The sequence below is a fragment of the Undibacterium sp. Rencai35W genome (genome assembly GCF_049340185.1).
Classification (GTDB): domain Bacteria; phylum Pseudomonadota; class Gammaproteobacteria; order Burkholderiales; family Burkholderiaceae_D; genus Undibacterium.
Genome location: NZ_JBMPPC010000002.1, coordinates 193,858 through 211,088, shown reverse-complemented (window position 1 = coordinate 211,088; position 17,231 = coordinate 193,858). Strand labels below are relative to the sequence as shown.

Below are 17,231 nucleotides of genomic sequence, written 5' to 3'. Positions count from 1 at the left end.
AATTGTAGGTATCGAACGGTCCGGTAAAGTGAGAAGCAAAGACCGGCCCGTTTGATATTTCCAGCAAGGTCAGATTATTTCGCTAGCGGCTGCATGTGATGCTGCATATCCAGCGCAAGCGCTTCAGCCACCCGGATGCCATCAATCGCCGCAGATAAAATACCTCCGGCATAGCCCGCGCCTTCTCCTGCAGGATATAAGCCTTTTGTATTCAGGCTCTGTAAAGAGTGATCATCACGCTTGATGCGGATCGGTGATGATGTTCTGGTTTCTACGCCGGTGATCACGGCATCATTCATTGCAAAGCCTTTGATCTGCTTATCGAATTCGGGCAAGGCCTCACGAATTGCCTCAATCGCAAAAGCGGGAAGCGCCTGTGCCAGATCCACCAGGGTAATACCTGGTTTGTAGGAAGGCACCACAGTCCCTAATTCTGTGGATGTTTTTTTCGCTAAAAAATCACCGACCAGCTGACCAGGCGCATTGTAGTTTTCACCGCCTAATTGATACGCCAGTGACTCCAGTTTGCGCTGGAAATCAATCCCCGCTAAAGGATGTTCCGGATAATCTGCCGGGGTGATACCAACCACGATGGCGCTATTCGCATTACGCTCATTACGTGAATATTGGCTCATCCCGTTTGTTACGACACGACCTGGCTCTGAGGTCGCAGCAACGACCGTACCGCCAGGGCACATGCAGAAGCTATACACGGAGCGTCCGTTACTTGCATGGTGTACTAACTTGTAATCTGCAGCACCGAGGATTTTATTACCGGCATTTGGACCGAAGCGCGCTTTATCAATGACCGATTGAGGATGCTCAATACGGAAGCCAACTGAGAAGGGTTTTGCTTCGACATAAATGCCGCGTTGATGCACCATCTGGAACGTATCGCGTGCACTATGTCCGACGGCGAGTACCAGGTGTCTGGTCGGGATGTATGAGCCATTCTCAAGCTGCACACCTTTCACCTGACCATCCTCGACATCAATATCAGTCACTTTTTGCTGAAAGCGGATTTCGCCGCCAAGTGCTTCAATATTGGCGCGCATCTCCTCAATCATTTTGACCAGGCGAAAAGTACCGATATGCGGTTTGCTCACATACATAATTTCTTCCGGCGCACCGGCCTTGACGAATTCTGTGAGAACTTTACGACCGTAATGTTTCGGATCTTTGACCTGACTCCATAATTTACCGTCCGAGAAGGTACCGGCACCACCTTCACCGAATTGCACATTCGACTCTGGCTGTAGCTCACGTTTGCGCCACAGACTCCAGGTATCTTTGGTACGTTCACGTACCTCTTTGCCGCGCTCCAGAACAATAGGGCGAAAGCCCATTTGTGCCAGAATCAGGGCAACAAATAAACCGCAGGGGCCAAAGCCAATAACGACGGGACGTAATGCGGGCGGGGCTTCTGCATGAGTGACAAAGCGGTAGCTTGTATCAGGAGTGATCGTGATATTTGACTTATTTTTGATGCTGGTGAGCAGTTGATCGCCTTGCCTTGTCTCTACGTCAATCGTGTAAATTAATACAATCGCAGATTTTTTGCGTGCATCGTAGCTACGGCGAAAAATAATAAAACTGACCAGATCTTCTTCGGCAATGCCGAGTCGCTGCAATATCGCCGCTTGAATAGCGGATTCAGGATGATCAAGAGAGAGTTGTATATCAGTCAGGCGTAGCATTTACAGTATTCCAGGTAAAACAAAAATCAAGGTGATGCCAGCAAGGTAAAATTGCTGACTAATCCAGTATTTTACCCTTAAGCGTCTGCTTCATTAAACCTGATCGCGACGCCGCTCAGATCGTCTGGGGGATTGAGATCATTATTGCCGTCGAAAACTACCGAAAGAAAGCAACAATCATGATTCAACTTTATTACTATCCAGGCAATGCCAATCTGGCGCCGCATATGATTCTCGAAGAGATGGGCCTGCCTTACGAGCTGGTGTTGGTCGATACCGAGAAGAAAGAGCATCAGGCGGCTGCTTATCTGAAACTGAATCCGACCGGCAAGATACCGGCATTATTGGACGACGGTCTGGTATTGACAGAAACTGCGGCGATTTGTCTGCATCTTGCCGATAAATACTCTCAGGGCAAGCTCGTACCTTCTTTGGGGACGCCGCAACGCGCGCAGTTGTATCGGTGGCTGATGTATCTGACGAATACCTTGCAGGCCGAGCTGATCACGTATTTTTATCCACACCGACTGGCGACTGACGATGCTGCCATTGCACAGGTAAAAGCGCATGCAGAGGCGCGTGTTGCTGAGATGATCGATTTGTTAGAAAACAATCTGGCCCTGTCAGGCGGCGAGTATTTATTAGGCGAGCAATTCAGCATACTCGATCCTTATTTATTCATGCTATGCCGTTGGACACGCAATATGCAGAATCCGGCACGAGATCGTGAGCATCTGGGGAAATTTTTGAACCTCTTAGCAGAGCGGCCTTGCGTTAAGCGGACTTTTGACATGGAAGGTATCACGACGCCGTACTTTTGATACGGACACGTTAGCCTGATCGGTGAGTTGCGGAGATTACACCGTTCTGTGAACCGGACTCAGGCTTTTGACCAGCGTAATTTGCGCCACGCGCCTTGTTGCGTCGGATTCAGAAATGTCCATGCCAGAAAACGACTCTGTTTTTGTCCCTGGCTCATCGAGATTGTTTTGCTGTCGTACACGCCTGCTTGCTTTAGGCTCGCCTGAAGGCCAGGCAGGTTTGCTGATTTGGATACCAGCGTAGTGAACCAAAAACTGCGCGTCGCGATCTCTTTGCTCTCTTTTATCATACGTTGGATAAATGCGGCTTCTCCGCCAGGACACCACAATTCTGTATCTTGCCCACCAAAATTGAGTGAGCTGTTGTGTTTCGCAGAGTCCTTGCCCAGATTGCTCCACTTGCGTTGTGTACCTTCTGCAGCCTCTTTTGCTGAGCCATGAAATGGCGGATTGCACATGGTCAGGTCGAACCATTCATCCTCCGCAACAACACCTTTAAAAATAGTATTTTTCGATGTTTGCAGACGGAGTTGTATCGCTGATTTTGCCTCAGGATTAGCGTCCAGTATTGTCTGCGCATTGCCCAGTGATACCGTGCTGACGTCAGTTCCGACAAATTGCCACTGATATTCCTTACAGCCGATCAACGGGTAGATGCAATTCGCACCGACCCCGATATCCATGACTTGTATCGCGCCACCTTTGGGAATTTTGCCGCCATTGCTGCTTGCCAGGAGATCAGCCAGATAATGCAGGTAGTCAGCGCGACCTGGTATGGGCGGGCAAAGATGGTCCGGTGGAATATCCCAGGCGGTAATGCCGTAGTGTTGCCTGAGTAAAGCGCGATTCAGTGCTTTGACCGCATCGGGATTCGCAAAATCAATACGATCGTCACCACTGATACTTTTCTGGATAAATTCTGCCAGAGAAGGTTCTGCCGAGATCAACTGGTGAAAGTCGTAGCGACCTTGGTGACGATTACGCGGATGCAGTTTGCCCTCACCATCGGTGTGGCGCTCAGGTTGTAATGCAGAGGGTTTCACAGGCATGGCAAACTCAGCTATGTTCGATTACGTTCGATCTAAGGCGTTGACTTGCACAGACTGCTCGCAAGATAAGCGGCGACATAATCGTCGAAGCTTCCGGTTTGCTCGTGCTCTAAGTGCGCCTGTTCCGCCAGCGACTTGTCCGCAAGTTCCTTGAAGGTATGACTTTCCTCACTGTTTGGCGGATTCGCCTTGAAATAAGCGGCGTGCTGCTTGCTCTGATGCAGACCAAACTGATGGAAAGAGTTGCCATGCTCGCTCATCGCCTGCAATACACGGGCTGATGGTGTCAGCGTCGCATCATGTAGTTTTTGCAGTTGTGTGTGCATACTGCTAGTGTGGCAGCCGGTACCATGTTCCTGATCCAGAAGCTCGGCAACCGGGCGCATTTTTGATAATAAATCCTGTCCCCATACTTGCAAATTAATCGCTTCGCCTTGTCGCAATAAAGACAGGTCAGGACGTCGGCCTTCCTTCACTGTGAGTGCAAAATTGGCAGCCTGCTCCTGGCTTTCTTCTGGCGAAATAGCCGGACTCGCATCGAGTGCGCAAAACAACAGGAATACATCGAGAAAGCGTGCGGTTTCCAGGCTGATGCCAACCGGCTCAAACGGGTCAACATCCATGCAGCGGACTTCGATGTATTGCACGCCTCTGCCGCACAGTGCCTGTATCGGGCGCTCGCCGCTCCGTATTACACGTTTAGGACGAATTGTTGAGTAATATTCGTTCTCTATTTGCAGAATATTGGTACTGAGCTGTATCCATTCACCATCACCGTTCTTGGTACCGTGGACGGCATACGGAGGATAGGGCTTGCTGACCGCATCCGATAAAGTTTTAACATAACTTTCCAGGCTGTTTTCTTGCGGGCGCAGACCCGATTGCGCGTCGTTCTGATAGCCGAGATCGCTCATGCGCAAGCTAGTGGCGTAAGGCAGATAGAGCGTATCTTCAGACAAGCGATCCAGTTGATGATCGCGTCCTTGCAGGAAGCAACGTGACAGGGCAGGCGATGCGCCGAACAAATACATTAACAGCCAGCTATAACGACGGAAATTGCGTATCAGCGCGATATAGCTTTCTGACTGAAACTGCTGTTCAGTGCCCGATACGTCCTCTTCTTGCTTGAGCAAAGACCACAATGTTTCAGGCAGTGAATAATTGTAATGAATACCGGCGATACATTGCATCGCTTTGCCATAGCGCAAGGCAAGGCCGCGACGATATACGTGCTTGAGCATGCCGATATGCGACTTACCATACCAGGCGATTTCAATATCTTTCTCTGCCGGCAAAATACTTGGCATCGATTGACTCCACAGCATTTCGCTACCCAATGCGCTGTAAGCGACCCGGTGAATCGTGTCTAGCTTATTTAAGGTCGTAGCGATATCGCTATCCGTAGGCGTAATGAATTCCAGCAAGGTCTCAGCATAATCGGTCGTGATCTGAGCGTGCGTCAGGGTAGAACCGAGGGCAAGCGGATGCTGAGTCGCTGCCAGCCTGCCTGTCGGATCAACGCGCAGAGTTTCTCTCTCTATACCGCGCAGCCCTTGTCCCAAGAGAGAACGGTGCTGATCTTGAGTCAGCAGTAAAAGACGTTGTGTCAATTGAGTATTCAAGGAATATCCCTTATGGAATTACAGATCAAATAGTAGGACGAGAGGGTAACCGAAATTAGAAAAAAGCGTTGGCGGCTCCTGAATTTTGCCCCGGATGAGTATATTTGCCGTTGCTAGTCAAAATAGATGGGTCAAAAAATAGTGGCAAACATCACTTTAGCTTTTACCTTTGGTCCGCTTGCCTTGATGTGGATGATCAAAATATAGGGTCTCGTTATCATGCGTTTCCATCCGATCCACGTAAAACGAAAATTTGCCCACCATAATTCGCCAGAAATCTCTCAATACTCTGTAACCGAGATGCGGTGTTTGGCAGAATTGCCAGCCTTGGCGCAGTGATACCTCGGTATTGGAAGGCCAAATAGTGTGCAATAAAATGACGCAATGTGGTCAGGTACACCGTGTTTTATTGCTCCCTAAAGCGCATCAATCCTGCGTGACAACCTGAGAGTTCCATTGCATTAATCAGCCCACATAAAATTGTTGTCGCAATAGAAGCTCGCCTGCAGCGAACATCTTAAAAAACTTTAATCGATATTTCATGGAACGGCTTACCCCGGTCTTTTCCCTGTGTCTCCGTGTCTCTGTGGTGAGCGGTCTTAGTTTTTGCGTCAGTCCGATAGACGTGATTTTGGAATGTAGAGATTTTTAGAAGTTGCCGCATTGAATCCGCAGGCTGGATGCGGCTCCCAGAGGTTTTTCTGGCTAACAGGCTTACCCAGCTTGCGGTTTCATTTTTGAGTCATCCTTTTTAAATTCTATGTGGCGTACATGCAAATAGGGTGTGTACTATGGTTCTGACGCTTAGTTAGCATAGGACTCTTTGAGCGTGCTGAGCATCTTGCTATCGAATTACCGGGCAAAATGGATGCTGCTGGATTATTCGATCGCAAGATCGCTTGTTCTTTCCAGCGGCGAATGTACTCCAGCGCGCTGTACATTCATCGGCAAAAGCACGGTACTGAATGCCACACCTCAGTATTTGTTCTTAGAGACGATGACCGGAATTCGGAGTAAACATGCACTAACGACTGCGAACTGATTTCTCATTGACGGACCCTGCCTTATGACAATCACTTACTCGAGTCTCAACCATGCTCTGCGCGTTCCTCTTGCTGCAGAGATTCATTCGCGGCCATTCTTAAAACTGGAAGCTCCTGAGTTGGTCTCCCATTTTGCTGTCTATCGGGATAGCGATGAGGTCACTTTAAGCTCAATCGCCGCTGAGCAGCATGCAACATTGGCCGCATTGTGCACGCACTTTGGTGTCACGCCACCTATGCTTGAGTCCAAATATTTTTACTATGATTTTGGTCATTTCCGCTTGAAATGGGAATGCCATACTGAGTTTGCGACTTATACATTCGCTGAGCGGCTAGAGCGTACATTGCCGGTTGCTGAAGCGTTTTCGGCAATGCCGGTATTGCAATTGCCTGAGGAATGGCTACTTAGCCTGAGGGGAAAAATCATCGTTGCCGCCCATGTTGTCCTCGACGATAGCGGCGGCAGGACAGAGGCCTTCGCACAAGGTCTGCAAAGGGTCTTTGAGGGCAATGTACTCGCAGGTAGCTATGTGATGCAGGGCGGCGAGCTATGGACGGATTTCGCGATACAGGCGGATGGTTTCAGCCGTTTTGTGATTCGTGACGTCGGCATGCGTGCTTTGCAGGCAGGACGCCTGGTGCAGCGCGTACTCGAGATTGAAACCTACAGGATGATGGCACTGCTGGGCTTGCCCTATGCGCACAGAGCCGCTCCCGCCTTAAATGCAATCGAAAACGAACTGGTCGCACTTGCCGGTGCGATGGTCGAGACCGATGATGCGGCAAGTGCAGAACTGTCAGAACAGTCCGGTGTATCTGAACGCGCTTTGCTCGATCAGATCACGCGATTAGCCGCGCGGATAGAAAAACTGTCACTCGATAACAGCTATCGTTTTTCTGCATCTAAAGCCTATGTGCGTCTGGTGCACGCACGTATTGAAGAATTACGTGAAGTCCGGATCGAGGGAATTCCCATGGTCGAGGAGTTTATGGACAGACGCCTGACACCCGCAATGAACACCTGCGATGCAATGGCAAGTCGCCAGGAGGCACTGGCACAGCGGATCGCCAACTCGAACGACCTGTTAAGGACCCGCGTCGGTATCGTACAAGAAGCGCAGAATCGCCAGATACTACAATCTATGAACGCCCGTGCCGCACAGCAGCTACATTTGCAACAAGCGGTCGAGGGCCTCTCCGTAGCAGCGATTTCGTATTACGTCATCGGCTTGTTCAGTTACACAGGCAAAGCTGCGAAAGTATTCGGACTAATCGTCAATACCGATGCAGTCGTCGGTATATTAGTCCCCTTTGTTGCCGCCGGCGTATGGCTGGGACTACGTCGCATGCATCAGCGTGTGCATAACGTATGAACGCGATTTTTGAATAAGTAAAATTGAAGTTGATCGTCGTGAAAATGCAAAAGCCACTGACGAGTCAGTGGCTTAGCAATAATATTGGTGGTGGGGTCGCCCCTCGTGTCCGCCAGCGTCAGTATCGCAGTTGCGGAGCGCCGCAAATCGGTGCGGAATATTGAGGGTTCGCGGCTCGCGAGCGCTCGACCCTGTTCCTGTGGATGTCATTTTAACAATTCCATTGTGGCAGCAACTGGACGCGGGTTCGGTTTCCGAAATGGGAATCGAACCCGCGTCCGTCAATACTCTACGCCAAGTGTTGATGAGTAAGTATGTCCATGCCTGTGGGCGTGTTCATTGCAATATGTCAGAAACTAATATATATTTCTGACATACGGAGTTAAACGCATGAGCACCCTGACACAAGCCATTTTTGCCGCAGCGCAATCTCTACCCGAGGGCGGCATTCTGTCGCCCAAAGAGTTCCTGCATCTGGGATCGCGCGCTGCGGTAGATCAGGCGCTGACCCGGCTGACTCGTGAAGGCAAACTGTTGCGTGTGGGGCGAGGTGCCTACGTGATTCCCGTCAACGGACGTTTCGGCTCACGGGCGCCATCCACCGAATCGGTTGTGCAAGCGATCGAGGGTCGAAGCGGCGAAACCATTGTCGCCAGTGGTGCGGCAGAGGCCAACGCACTGGGCCTGACTACGCAGGTGCCGACACGGGAGGTTTTCTTCACCTCCGGTACCTCGCGTATTCTGCAATTGGGTAGCCGGGCCGTCGAGCTCAAGCATGGAACCCGCTGGCAATTGGCGCTCGGTAAACGGCCCGCTGGCATGGCTGTGCGCGCCTTATCGTGGCTGGGCCCTGAGCAGGCGCACGCAGCGCTCAGGATTTTGCGGACCAAACTGCCAGAGGCGGAATGGGAAGCGATGCGCGTCGCCCGCGCTGCTTTACCCAGTTGGATGGCGCGCGCGGTGAGTGAGGTGAGCGCACATGGCTGAGTCATGGTTCGCTCTCAGCCGGCAAGATCAAGCTGAAGCACTTGAGGTCGCCGCTGATCGAACCGGCCGGCCGGCGCACCTACTTGAAAAAGACATCTGGGTGGTCTGGGCCCTGGCGGCGATTTATGGCTCGACATTGGCTGGCAAACTTACGTTCAAGGGTGGCACCTCGCTCTCCAAGGTTTACAAAATCATCGATCGGTTTTCCGAGGACGTGGATCTGACTTACGACATTCGCGAACTGGTTCCGGATATGCTCCGCGAAGGTAATCCGATTCCGGTGTCCCCCAGTCAGGAAAAGAAAATTACCAGCGAGGTCCGTAAGCGCCTGCCGGCCTGGATTGAATCCGCTGTCATGCCAGTCATTAAAACAGCGCTCTTCGAATCCAAAATTGAAGCCTCGCTGGCTATTGTGGGACAGGAAAACGAAAAGCTGATCGTCAGCTATCCTGCCCTGAAAACCGGAACTGGTTATGCGCCGGCAAGCATTCAACTGGAGTTCGGCGCACGGGCGACTGGCGAACCGAACCATGTTCATGATGTCGGCTGCGACATCGCCAGCGTTATTGATGGCGTGGACTTTCCGGCGGCACGGCCGTTGGTTATGGCGGCCGAACGCACTTTTTGGGAAAAGGCGACCGCCGCGCACGTCTATTGTTTACAGGGCCGCTTGCGCGGTGAGCGCTACTCCCGCCATTGGTATGATCTCGCGGCAATTTCCAGATCCGCTCACTACGAATCCGCTGTTACCGACCGGGAGCTCGGAAAAAAGGTGGCCGAACACAAATCGATGTTCTTCGCCGAGAAAGATGCGGCGGGAGCCAAAGTTGATTACCAACGTGCGGTGACCGGCGCGATTCAGTTGATTCCGACAGGTGAATCTCTTGCCGCGTTGGAGAGAGATTATTCAGCCATGCTGGAGGATGGGTTATTGGCATTGCACCAGCCCGATTTTTCTGATCTCATTGAAAACTGTCGCGCCATCGAGATGCGGATTAATCGGGGATGAGTGAGATATGAAAAAATCTCCCATCGTTGAACCTGCACTAGGCTGGTCATATCTCTCCCGCGCGGCGTTGGCGCGGGCGAAGGCCCAAATGGACAATGAATCCATGGGCGTTCGTGACGAAATTGGTTTTCTGATAATCCACCAGAACTATGCTGACCGGTTTTTCCCGGGTACATCAGTGCTGCACACTCGCGCGCGTTATGCCTTAATCGTGCCGTGGTTGTTTGAGGATCTCGCAGGGCTGACGGGAGCCGTTGCTATCCGCGCGTTGCGTGATCGCGAATGCGAGCTGGCAGGACGGCTCGACGGTTGGGGTGTGATCGGGAAGCGCGTTTTTCCTAAACCCTCAAATCAGCCGCCATCGACGGTTTATTGGAACGCGCTTGCGGTTTGGGGAATCCTTCGGCCTCGAGCCAATGGAAGAACACTGTCACGAGCTCAGGTGCATCGGCTTCTTCGTCCGGCTGGCACGGCGATTGATGACGACGGTCAATCTCTGATCGGCTTCGATCCACCATTTCTTACATTGCCAGAACGCCCGAAAAATTGGCAAGAGGGAACAATTACGCCGGATCTAGGGCAGGGCGAAGCGACGTTTCTGCGTGAACGTCTTTCAAATTTGCGCCGTCCAAACGATCACGAATTGTCACTGCTCTCGCGCTTGGTCAAAACCCGTGTGCCGGCACCTGACAGTTTATGGTCCGATATGGTCAGCGAAGTCGCCGGCTCAGACCGCCGGCCACTGCGACGAGCTCGACAGGCAGCTAGCCTGGCAGCAATTGGCCGGGCCGTCTACGACGCCCTGTTGGAGGCTATGGTCGAGCACGAGGATAAGCGCACTGTCTCTGACAGACATCGCGCGCACCTTGCGCAGATGGTGGAGGAGCATCGATCGCTTGCCTGCACGCTCGACATTGACGCGCTGGAGGTCGATATCGGCGCGCTACCTTCGCGGCTGCGTGCTGTGGTGGTAGAAACGAAGGCCTGGCTCACGACGGGTTCGCGAGATCCGAACATTCTGTTTAAGCCATTTGAAGCGGCCGAGGCCCGTAAGGGATCTCGAGCTCGTCTTGCACGAACGCCCAATGGTCGGGCTCGTCGGCGGGAATGGTCCAGCAACGAGCATAGCTTGGCCAGTCCACTCCACTATCGGTGGGGCCAGGTTAGTGGTCTCCTGAATGATCTGGCGGCGGTAAGTTGACTGATGCTCTTGATAGTTGGCCCGCCCTTTCGTTCCTCGAGGGGTTACGGCCTGGCCCGGACGAAAAGGTTGAACTAGCTATTCTTGCCGCATACTCGGCAGATCTTGGGTCAATTGGTGCCGCCCTTCTCGCACTTGCCGGAAAAGACAATGATGCCGGACAAGGGAGTCCATCTGATTTCGCCGATGCCGTCGAGACTTTAAGAGGTAAGACGAGGATTGTAATTCAGCGTGGGCGGCTAGCGAAGATGCGCCGTACGCCCCGAGTCGCCGCCGTACTGGATCAGTTCGTGCGCGAGGTCGGTCTCGACGAAGCGACAAGCAGTTGGCACCCCAAAGCGGCACTCATCAAACTGTGCAACGCCGACGGCATGACAAGCTGGAGACTTTGGATAGGTAGCAGGAACCTGACCGAATGCGTAAATCTCGACATTGGGTTGATGTTGGTTTCCACTTCAAAAGGCGGATCGACCATCGAGGGGTGCGACGATCTCGCACGTGCCTTGGCGGAAATGGCAGCCCTGAAAGGTGTTCGGCCCTCAAATCTTGCTGCCACAGTGCGGTCCGTACTTTGGCGGGCTCCGCCGGGAGTTAAGGTCGAGCGGATTCGCTGGACGACAAGCGATGGAAATTCCGTTGTCCCGATACCGCCAGCGGGAACCGAATCTGTCGTGGTTGTAAGCCCATTCATCGATAAGAGCTTTCTATCGTTGCAGGCACCGCCCGGGGCTAAAGTTGCACATCGTGTCCTATTGACTACGATGCGCGAAATCGATCGTTTGGGGCCGGGGCTCGGTGGGTTCGATGAATTGCTGGCATTGGACGCGCCAGACTACCCAGATCGAGATCCGCAGCCAGAAAGCCATGATGCACAGGTTGGCAACAACGACATGGCAGCGTCTGACGAAGAGGAACTCGGTCGAGGCCTGCACGCCAAACTGCTCTTCATGCGGGTGGGACAAAAGCGGCGACTGTGGCTTGGTAGCGCGAACGCAACTATGAGAGCCTGGACGGGCCGCAACATCGAGGTGACTGCCGAGCTCCTAATAAGCGAAGCAATAGAAAAGGGACTGTATGCTCTCCTCGGATCGGCACAGGTCGTCCAATTGCCTACGTCGGCGTACGAAGCCGACGCCTCGACGCTAGAGGAAGAGGCTCTTGAGCGGGCGCGCGCGCAGGTGGCGGCGCGATGGGCAGGTGAACTCGTGCTTGAGGGGGAGGCGCTTCGCCTGACGCATCGCGCGGAGTCTGCGTTTCCCGGCCCGCATCCGGACGAGGATGACATACTCCTGGAGGTCGCTGGTCTTACCGGGCCTCTTGTGGAATGGCGCCGGAACGATTCCGCCTTGAACCTGGGTTTTGTCGCGCGTGATGAACGTAGCGAATTCGTGCGGCTGCGCGTCAGTCGCGCCGGTGTCGGCATTTCTTGGCTGCAGAGAGCTCCGGCGGATCCACCTTTCGGCGAGGAGCGGGATCGGGCCGCCTTCGCGCGATTCCTCGGCGCGCGGGGCTTTCTTCTTTGGGTGGCAGGACTGTTGGGAGACAATGGAGCGGACGGAGAGGGCGATTGGACGCAAGACGAGCGCGCAAAGCCGTCGCGCTCCGAAATCAGTTTTGCTCTTGATCCCTCTTTGCCAACGCTTGAGGAGATGCTGGCCGCTTGGGCCGGGAATCCACGCAGGTTCAGTGAGATAGATCAACGCGTCATGACATATCTTCCGGCCGTCTTGGAACAAGTCAAACGCGAGGACCTCGCAGCTGCGGAGGATTTAAAGGTCTTCAGCGAGCTTTGGAAAACGCTTCGAACGGGGCTTGGATTTCCAAGTCCTGGGAGAACTCGCCGTTGAGCAAGCCAAAGCCATTCCAGGAAGCAGCCGTGATAGCGGCTATTGGAGCCTTCGCCGATCCTACAGGGCGCAAGCGGTTTCTCGTTGCCGACGAGGTGGGTTTGGGGAAAACGGTTATTGCCAAGGAGGTCGCACGGCGGATGTCTCAAGACGGCCGCCGACCACTGATTGTCTATTACATCGCCAACGGCCATTCGGTTTCGAACCAGAACAAGGAGAGGATTGTCGACTTTCTGCACGACGACGCTAGAACGGCCGCAATCGGGACGCCTGACAGATTGTCCCTGATCGCGGTATCTGCGGTCCCGAAAGACTCCGTCGTCATTTACGCGCTAACGCCTGCCACCTCCTTCCCCGGTGCCCGGGCGCGACTAACCGGCGGTCGCAAGGAGGAACGTGCATTTTTGAAGGTGTTACTTGAAAGAGCCTATCCTGCGTTCTCACGGGATCTGGATCCTGCCATCCTACGGCTTACCGCGAGAGCATCTTGGGATTTGGCCGTCGATGGTTGTGCGCGTATGCTGGCCGACGCTCCGCGGAGCCTGACGCGTCGCTTTCGCGAAGCCCTAGCCGTGGAGTTCGGTGAATCTGTTCGCGCCCAGCTCGAGATTGCTGCAACGGGCAAGCCGAGCGTTTTTGTCGGACGACTGCGCCGTGCCTTAGCCTTGGCCACGCTGCGTAATCAACCGCCGGATCTCGTAATTCTTGATGAGTTCCAACGCTATCGGCAACTGCTTGACGAGCAAGATCAGGACCCACTTCTGAAAGCGCTTTTTGGATCAGACTGCATCACGCCTCCACCTGCACTACTGCTGTTGAGCGCGACGCCTTATCGGATGTTGAGCACGCGATGGGAAGAAGCGCGCGGCGTGCTTGCGCAGCGCGAACTTCTGGATCTGGTTGAATTTCTTGCCGGCGCATCCGTACGAGAGAAGGCAACGGGCCTCTTCTCGGCTTTTGGTGACAAGCTGCGCGACATTGTCGCTCATACCAATATAGACCATCCTGCAGTAATGAAGGACGTTGGGGACGCGGCGATTTTGCGCGATCAATTGCGAGCACTTCTAACGCCCGTAATGTCGAGAACCGAACGCGACAGCGTCGGGAAGATAGATCTTCTCGCGGGAACACACTTTCTGCATGCGGAACCCATTGAAGAGGATTTTCGCATTTACCGGCATCTCGTCGAAAGTTTTGATAACCGCACCCGTCATGAGGCCTTGCCATATTGGTCGTCCGTACCACTTCCAGCTCAATCGCTTGGGCCTCGCTATGCTGCCTGGCAGCGTGATCGTATCAAGCTAAATCAAAAACTGGTACGAATGACGATCGCCCGACGCGATCAACTCAACCCACCGCCAGAATGGCCGGATGCCAAATTGCGTGCCTTGGCGAAGGTTGCTCCGCCGAAACGTCTCGCACTTCCTTGGGTCGCGCCCTCGTTGCCTTGGTGGCCGCTCGCGCGGGATTGGCATTCGGATGCTGTCGATCCAAAGTTGCTTATGTTCAGTCGATTTCGCGCTACACCGCCTAGCGTTGCTTCATTACTCAGCTTCGGCGTCGAAGCATATTGTTTGCCCAAAAAACGAGGTGGCTACGAGAAAGCCTACCGTCGTCGGCACTTCAAATTGTCGGCGGATCCTGGTCCAGTAATGGCGGCCTTCCATCCTTCACCCTGGCTGATTCTCAATACGAACCCTTTGATTGCAGCTGGCGGGTCGGTTTCGGCGGTGAGGCAGGCAATGCGTCGCCAGATTCTTGATGCACTGCCCAAGGGCATTGTTGAACGAGACACGGTCAAGGCGCGCCGTCGTCATCGGTCGATCGGGCGAGTGCTGTCATCAATCGAGTGCCTAGTCGGAGTCGCTGGCAAATCGGCAGATGCTTGGAATATGGCCGTCGGCGACGACGCCGCAGCTAAAGCGGCCATCAATCAATGGCGCTTAGCGAAGCCTATTGAAAGAATCTCTCCTGCAGAACTTTCCGATCTCGTGGACTACGCGTTGGGTGCGCCTGGCGTGGCGTTGGGACGTGCGCTTATCCGTCATGACCCGACTATTCTAGGCCCTCAACGCTTCCCTGAACTGGTGCGCCTGAGCTGGCAGGGTCTGCGCGCATATCTTGACAATCCGGTATTGCTTTCGGGATTGCAAGGCAAAAATGCGGTCGATCAAGTGATGCGAGCCGTTGTCGACGGTGGGTTTGAAAGCATGCTGGACGAGCATTTCTGGCTTCGTGTCCAGAACCTGCAAGAGGGGGGAGCCGGTCTCGCCAAGGATCTGCTATCAGCCTTGACTTTGCGGGCAGGCAGTTTCAGCTTTCATAGCATTGCTGCCGGCAAGCATCACAAGATCCAAGTGCGATGTCATGCTGCGGTGGCATTTGGAGACGCGGAGTCTGATCCGACGCCAACAATCGGTGAGAATGGCGTTTCGTTTCTCGCAGCAGCACGTCCGGACGAGATTCGGCGCAGTTTCAACACGCCATTTTGGCCTCATGTGCTCGCCACAACATCGGTTGGGCAAGAAGGGCTTGATTTTCATCTTTGGTGTTCGAGAGTTCTGCACTGGGACCTATCTTCCAACCCCCTTGATCTCGAGCAGCGCGAAGGACGTGTGCAACGTTATGCCGGTTTAGCGGTCCGGCGACACCTCGCAGATGATCTCAAAAGCGAAATCTGGATCGACCGGGGCATGGCAGAGATATCGCCTTGGCTACGCCTCGCCGAACTTGCTGAGCGCCATGCCGATGCCAGCGGAATGCGACCGTGGTGGGTGCACGAAGGTGCAGAAATCACTCGCCATGTCTTTGATCGACCGTTCGGCCGCGACATCGGGCGTTTCGCACTTTTGAAGGAGCAGCGTATGATTTATCGGCTCGCTCTTGGACAGCCGAATCAAGAGGACTTCTTGGATATCCTGTCGCGTGGCGGTGAAGCAATGCGATCATTGTTGCACCCATTGGTGCTTGATTTGTCAGCAATGGGACTTCGGCAGAAACCCCATTTAACCTAACTCCTCCGGACGCCGGACATTAAACTCTGGATCACGATACTGACGTCTATAGACCGTACTCGACAGAATTAGCAGGCGTGATGTTGTCACCGCGCCTCGCGTCTGGGAGAAGGTATGTTACTCCGGACCAATCTTCGCGAAAGCACTATATTTTCCGCGATCTCTGCAATATACTGGTTATATATATGGGGTATCCACTTAGCTCCACTAGCGCGATTACCCCGCTTTTTAGGTCGCTGCGCGATGGTTTGATACGTCACCGGCGCAGTCGCCACCGCCTGTTCCAATAACCTGTAAAGAAGATTCATCCGGGTTTCCTGTGGGTCGTTGAAGCCGGGTAAAGATCAAGTCCGCCACAATGGAAGTAGATAGCGATCTTGAAGTTGTCCCGGTTTCTGAAACCACAGGCACGTTTTTGTACAGTTGCAATTTTAGAGTTCAATCCTTCGGCGACGGCGTTGGTTACGCGATGCTTAAAATACGTCAATATGTTGGGCAAATGTCTGGCAAGCAGCTTGGCCTTGTCGATCATGGGTGCCAACCGGCTATGAGTTGCCCAGAAATACCAGCGATCCCAGAAACGCCTTGCGCCGGCAACGCTGCGATAGCTCCACATCTCCCGCAACGATTCTTTCAACGCCCAGGCACGCGCCGTTTTCAAGTTGCCGTGCTTGATCTGATCAAACCTTTCGCGCGCCGCAGCTGGCATATTCTCTGCGCTGTACAGCCACAGATATTTGCTGCGCTTGAGCGTGTCATCTCCTTCTTGCAAAAGCACCTTGTGTTCCTCTTTGCGCACACGATCGACGCCGTTACCGACATGCTGCATGATGTGAAAGCGGTCAAACACCATCTTATCCTCTGCCTGCGGCACCTGCGCGGTGCAGGCTTTAATATAGGCCGGCCACATGTCCAGGCTAATCGCTTCAATCCCGCTACGCTGCTCCTCTGTAAAAGCCTTGAAGTATGCCGTCAGGCTTGCTTCGGTACGCTCTTCTCCAATGTACTCGACGGTCGCCGCTTCCAGGTCGCACACCAGTGTCATGTACCGATGACCTTTCGCAATCGCCTTCTCGTCGATACCGATTTTCTTGGGCAGCGCATCGACTTTGGCGGCACGTCCGCGCAACACCGCCCGTTCCATCAAGTGCCATGCCTGGTCCCAAGTTATGCGCAGGATATGCGCCGCTTGCTTGATGTTGGCCGCCTTCAACATATCGATGGCCAGCACTTCAAACAAGTGCGTAAAGCGGCTGCCTTCTTCCGCCCACGGCAATCGGGCCTGCCGCACACCATGCTCAGGGCACGATATTCTCGGCGGCTTGGCATGCAGGTAGGTCAGAAACTGGCAACTGTCCAGATGCCGCCATACGCGCTCGGCAACATGGTCATAGCCCGCGCACGCTTGGCCGCATTCCGGGCACGCAAAACACGTACCATTGGGATGTTCGACGTATACGTCCACACGCATCTTGGCCATGTCCAGTTCGACTCGGCCCACCGTCCACGGCTCATTCAGTCCCAACAGACACTGGTACAACTCCTTGCTTTCCATCGCGCTCCTCCCT

11 protein-coding genes are annotated in these 17,231 nt (G+C 53.7%); 7 read left to right on the top strand and 4 right to left on the bottom strand.

Annotated elements, in window-relative coordinates:
- Nucleotides 1-74: 74 nt before the first annotated feature.
- A complete protein-coding gene (locus ACO0K3_RS04995; RefSeq protein WP_422982487.1) occupies nucleotides 75-1,697 on the bottom strand; it encodes an NAD(P)/FAD-dependent oxidoreductase in 1,623 nt (540 codons plus the stop codon).
- Nucleotides 1,698-1,876: 179 nt separating this feature from the next.
- Between ACO0K3_RS04995 and ACO0K3_RS04990 the strand changes: the two genes are divergently transcribed.
- Complete coding sequence (locus ACO0K3_RS04990; RefSeq protein ID WP_422982485.1) at nucleotides 1,877-2,518, top strand: glutathione S-transferase family protein; 642 nt, start codon at nucleotides 1,877-1,879, stop codon at nucleotides 2,516-2,518.
- Between the two features lie 59 nt (nucleotides 2,519-2,577).
- Here ACO0K3_RS04990 and rlmF read toward each other — a convergent pair whose 3' ends face one another.
- Entirely contained in the window at nucleotides 2,578-3,567 is a 990-nt protein-coding gene (rlmF, locus tag ACO0K3_RS04985) for a 23S rRNA (adenine(1618)-N(6))-methyltransferase RlmF (RefSeq protein WP_422982483.1), read from the bottom strand.
- Nucleotides 3,568-3,599: 32 nt separating this feature from the next.
- The gene (gshA, locus tag ACO0K3_RS04980) at nucleotides 3,600-5,189 is read right to left on the bottom strand and encodes a glutamate--cysteine ligase (protein WP_422982481.1); all 1,590 of its coding nucleotides are present in this window, start codon (nucleotides 5,187-5,189) and stop codon (nucleotides 3,600-3,602) included.
- Between the two features lie 1,066 nt (nucleotides 5,190-6,255).
- On the opposite strand from gshA, the gene ACO0K3_RS04975 reads away from it, so the two are divergent.
- The 6 genes from ACO0K3_RS04975 (at nucleotide 6,256) to ACO0K3_RS04950 (ending at nucleotide 15,663) form a co-directional block, all read left to right on the top strand.
- Entirely contained in the window at nucleotides 6,256-7,605 is a 1,350-nt protein-coding gene (locus ACO0K3_RS04975) for a DUF3422 family protein (protein WP_422982479.1), read from the top strand.
- A gap of 390 nt (nucleotides 7,606-7,995) precedes the next feature.
- On the top strand, nucleotides 7,996-8,592 hold the full coding sequence (locus tag ACO0K3_RS04970; protein ID WP_422982477.1) for a DUF6088 family protein: 597 nt from the start codon (nucleotides 7,996-7,998) through the stop codon (nucleotides 8,590-8,592).
- Entirely contained in the window at nucleotides 8,585-9,601 is a 1,017-nt protein-coding gene (locus ACO0K3_RS04965) for a nucleotidyl transferase AbiEii/AbiGii toxin family protein (RefSeq protein WP_422982475.1), read from the top strand. Before ACO0K3_RS04970 ends, ACO0K3_RS04965 begins: the two co-directional genes overlap by 8 nt.
- A 7-nt stretch (nucleotides 9,602-9,608) precedes the next feature.
- On the top strand, nucleotides 9,609-10,802 hold the full coding sequence (locus ACO0K3_RS04960; RefSeq protein WP_422982473.1) for a DUF6361 family protein: 1,194 nt from the start codon (nucleotides 9,609-9,611) through the stop codon (nucleotides 10,800-10,802).
- Nucleotides 10,799-12,649 carry a hypothetical protein gene (locus ACO0K3_RS04955; RefSeq protein ID WP_422982471.1) on the top strand — a complete coding sequence of 617 codons (1,851 nt, stop codon included), beginning with the start codon at nucleotides 10,799-10,801 and terminating at the stop codon, nucleotides 12,647-12,649. The genes ACO0K3_RS04960 and ACO0K3_RS04955 overlap by 4 nt, the downstream gene beginning before the upstream one ends.
- On the top strand, nucleotides 12,646-15,663 hold the full coding sequence (locus tag ACO0K3_RS04950) for a hypothetical protein (protein WP_422982469.1): 3,018 nt from the start codon (nucleotides 12,646-12,648) through the stop codon (nucleotides 15,661-15,663). Before ACO0K3_RS04955 ends, ACO0K3_RS04950 begins: the two co-directional genes overlap by 4 nt.
- A 304-nt stretch (nucleotides 15,664-15,967) precedes the next feature.
- Here ACO0K3_RS04950 and ACO0K3_RS04945 read toward each other — a convergent pair whose 3' ends face one another.
- Nucleotides 15,968-17,218 carry an ISL3 family transposase gene (locus tag ACO0K3_RS04945; RefSeq protein ID WP_422982467.1) on the bottom strand — a complete coding sequence of 417 codons (1,251 nt, stop codon included), beginning with the start codon at nucleotides 17,216-17,218 and terminating at the stop codon, nucleotides 15,968-15,970.
- Nucleotides 17,219-17,231 lie beyond the last annotated feature (13 nt).

Bases quoted from the DNA above. Each gene is read 5' to 3' on its own strand.
- ACO0K3_RS04995 (WP_422982487.1), bottom strand. From the start codon at position 1,697: ATGCTACGCCTGACTGATATACAACTCTCTCTTGATCATCCTGAATCC.
- ACO0K3_RS04990 (WP_422982485.1), top strand. From the start codon at position 1,877: ATGATTCAACTTTATTACTATCCAGGCAATGCCAATCTGGCGCCGCAT.
- rlmF (WP_422982483.1), bottom strand. From the start codon at position 3,567: ATGCCTGTGAAACCCTCTGCATTACAACCTGAGCGCCACACCGATGGT.
- ACO0K3_RS04975 (WP_422982479.1), top strand. From the start codon at position 6,256: ATGACAATCACTTACTCGAGTCTCAACCATGCTCTGCGCGTTCCTCTT.
- ACO0K3_RS04970 (WP_422982477.1), top strand. From the start codon at position 7,996: ATGAGCACCCTGACACAAGCCATTTTTGCCGCAGCGCAATCTCTACCC.
- ACO0K3_RS04965 (WP_422982475.1), top strand. From the start codon at position 8,585: ATGGCTGAGTCATGGTTCGCTCTCAGCCGGCAAGATCAAGCTGAAGCA.
- ACO0K3_RS04960 (WP_422982473.1), top strand. From the start codon at position 9,609: ATGAAAAAATCTCCCATCGTTGAACCTGCACTAGGCTGGTCATATCTC.
- ACO0K3_RS04945 (WP_422982467.1), bottom strand. From the start codon at position 17,218: ATGGAAAGCAAGGAGTTGTACCAGTGTCTGTTGGGACTGAATGAGCCG.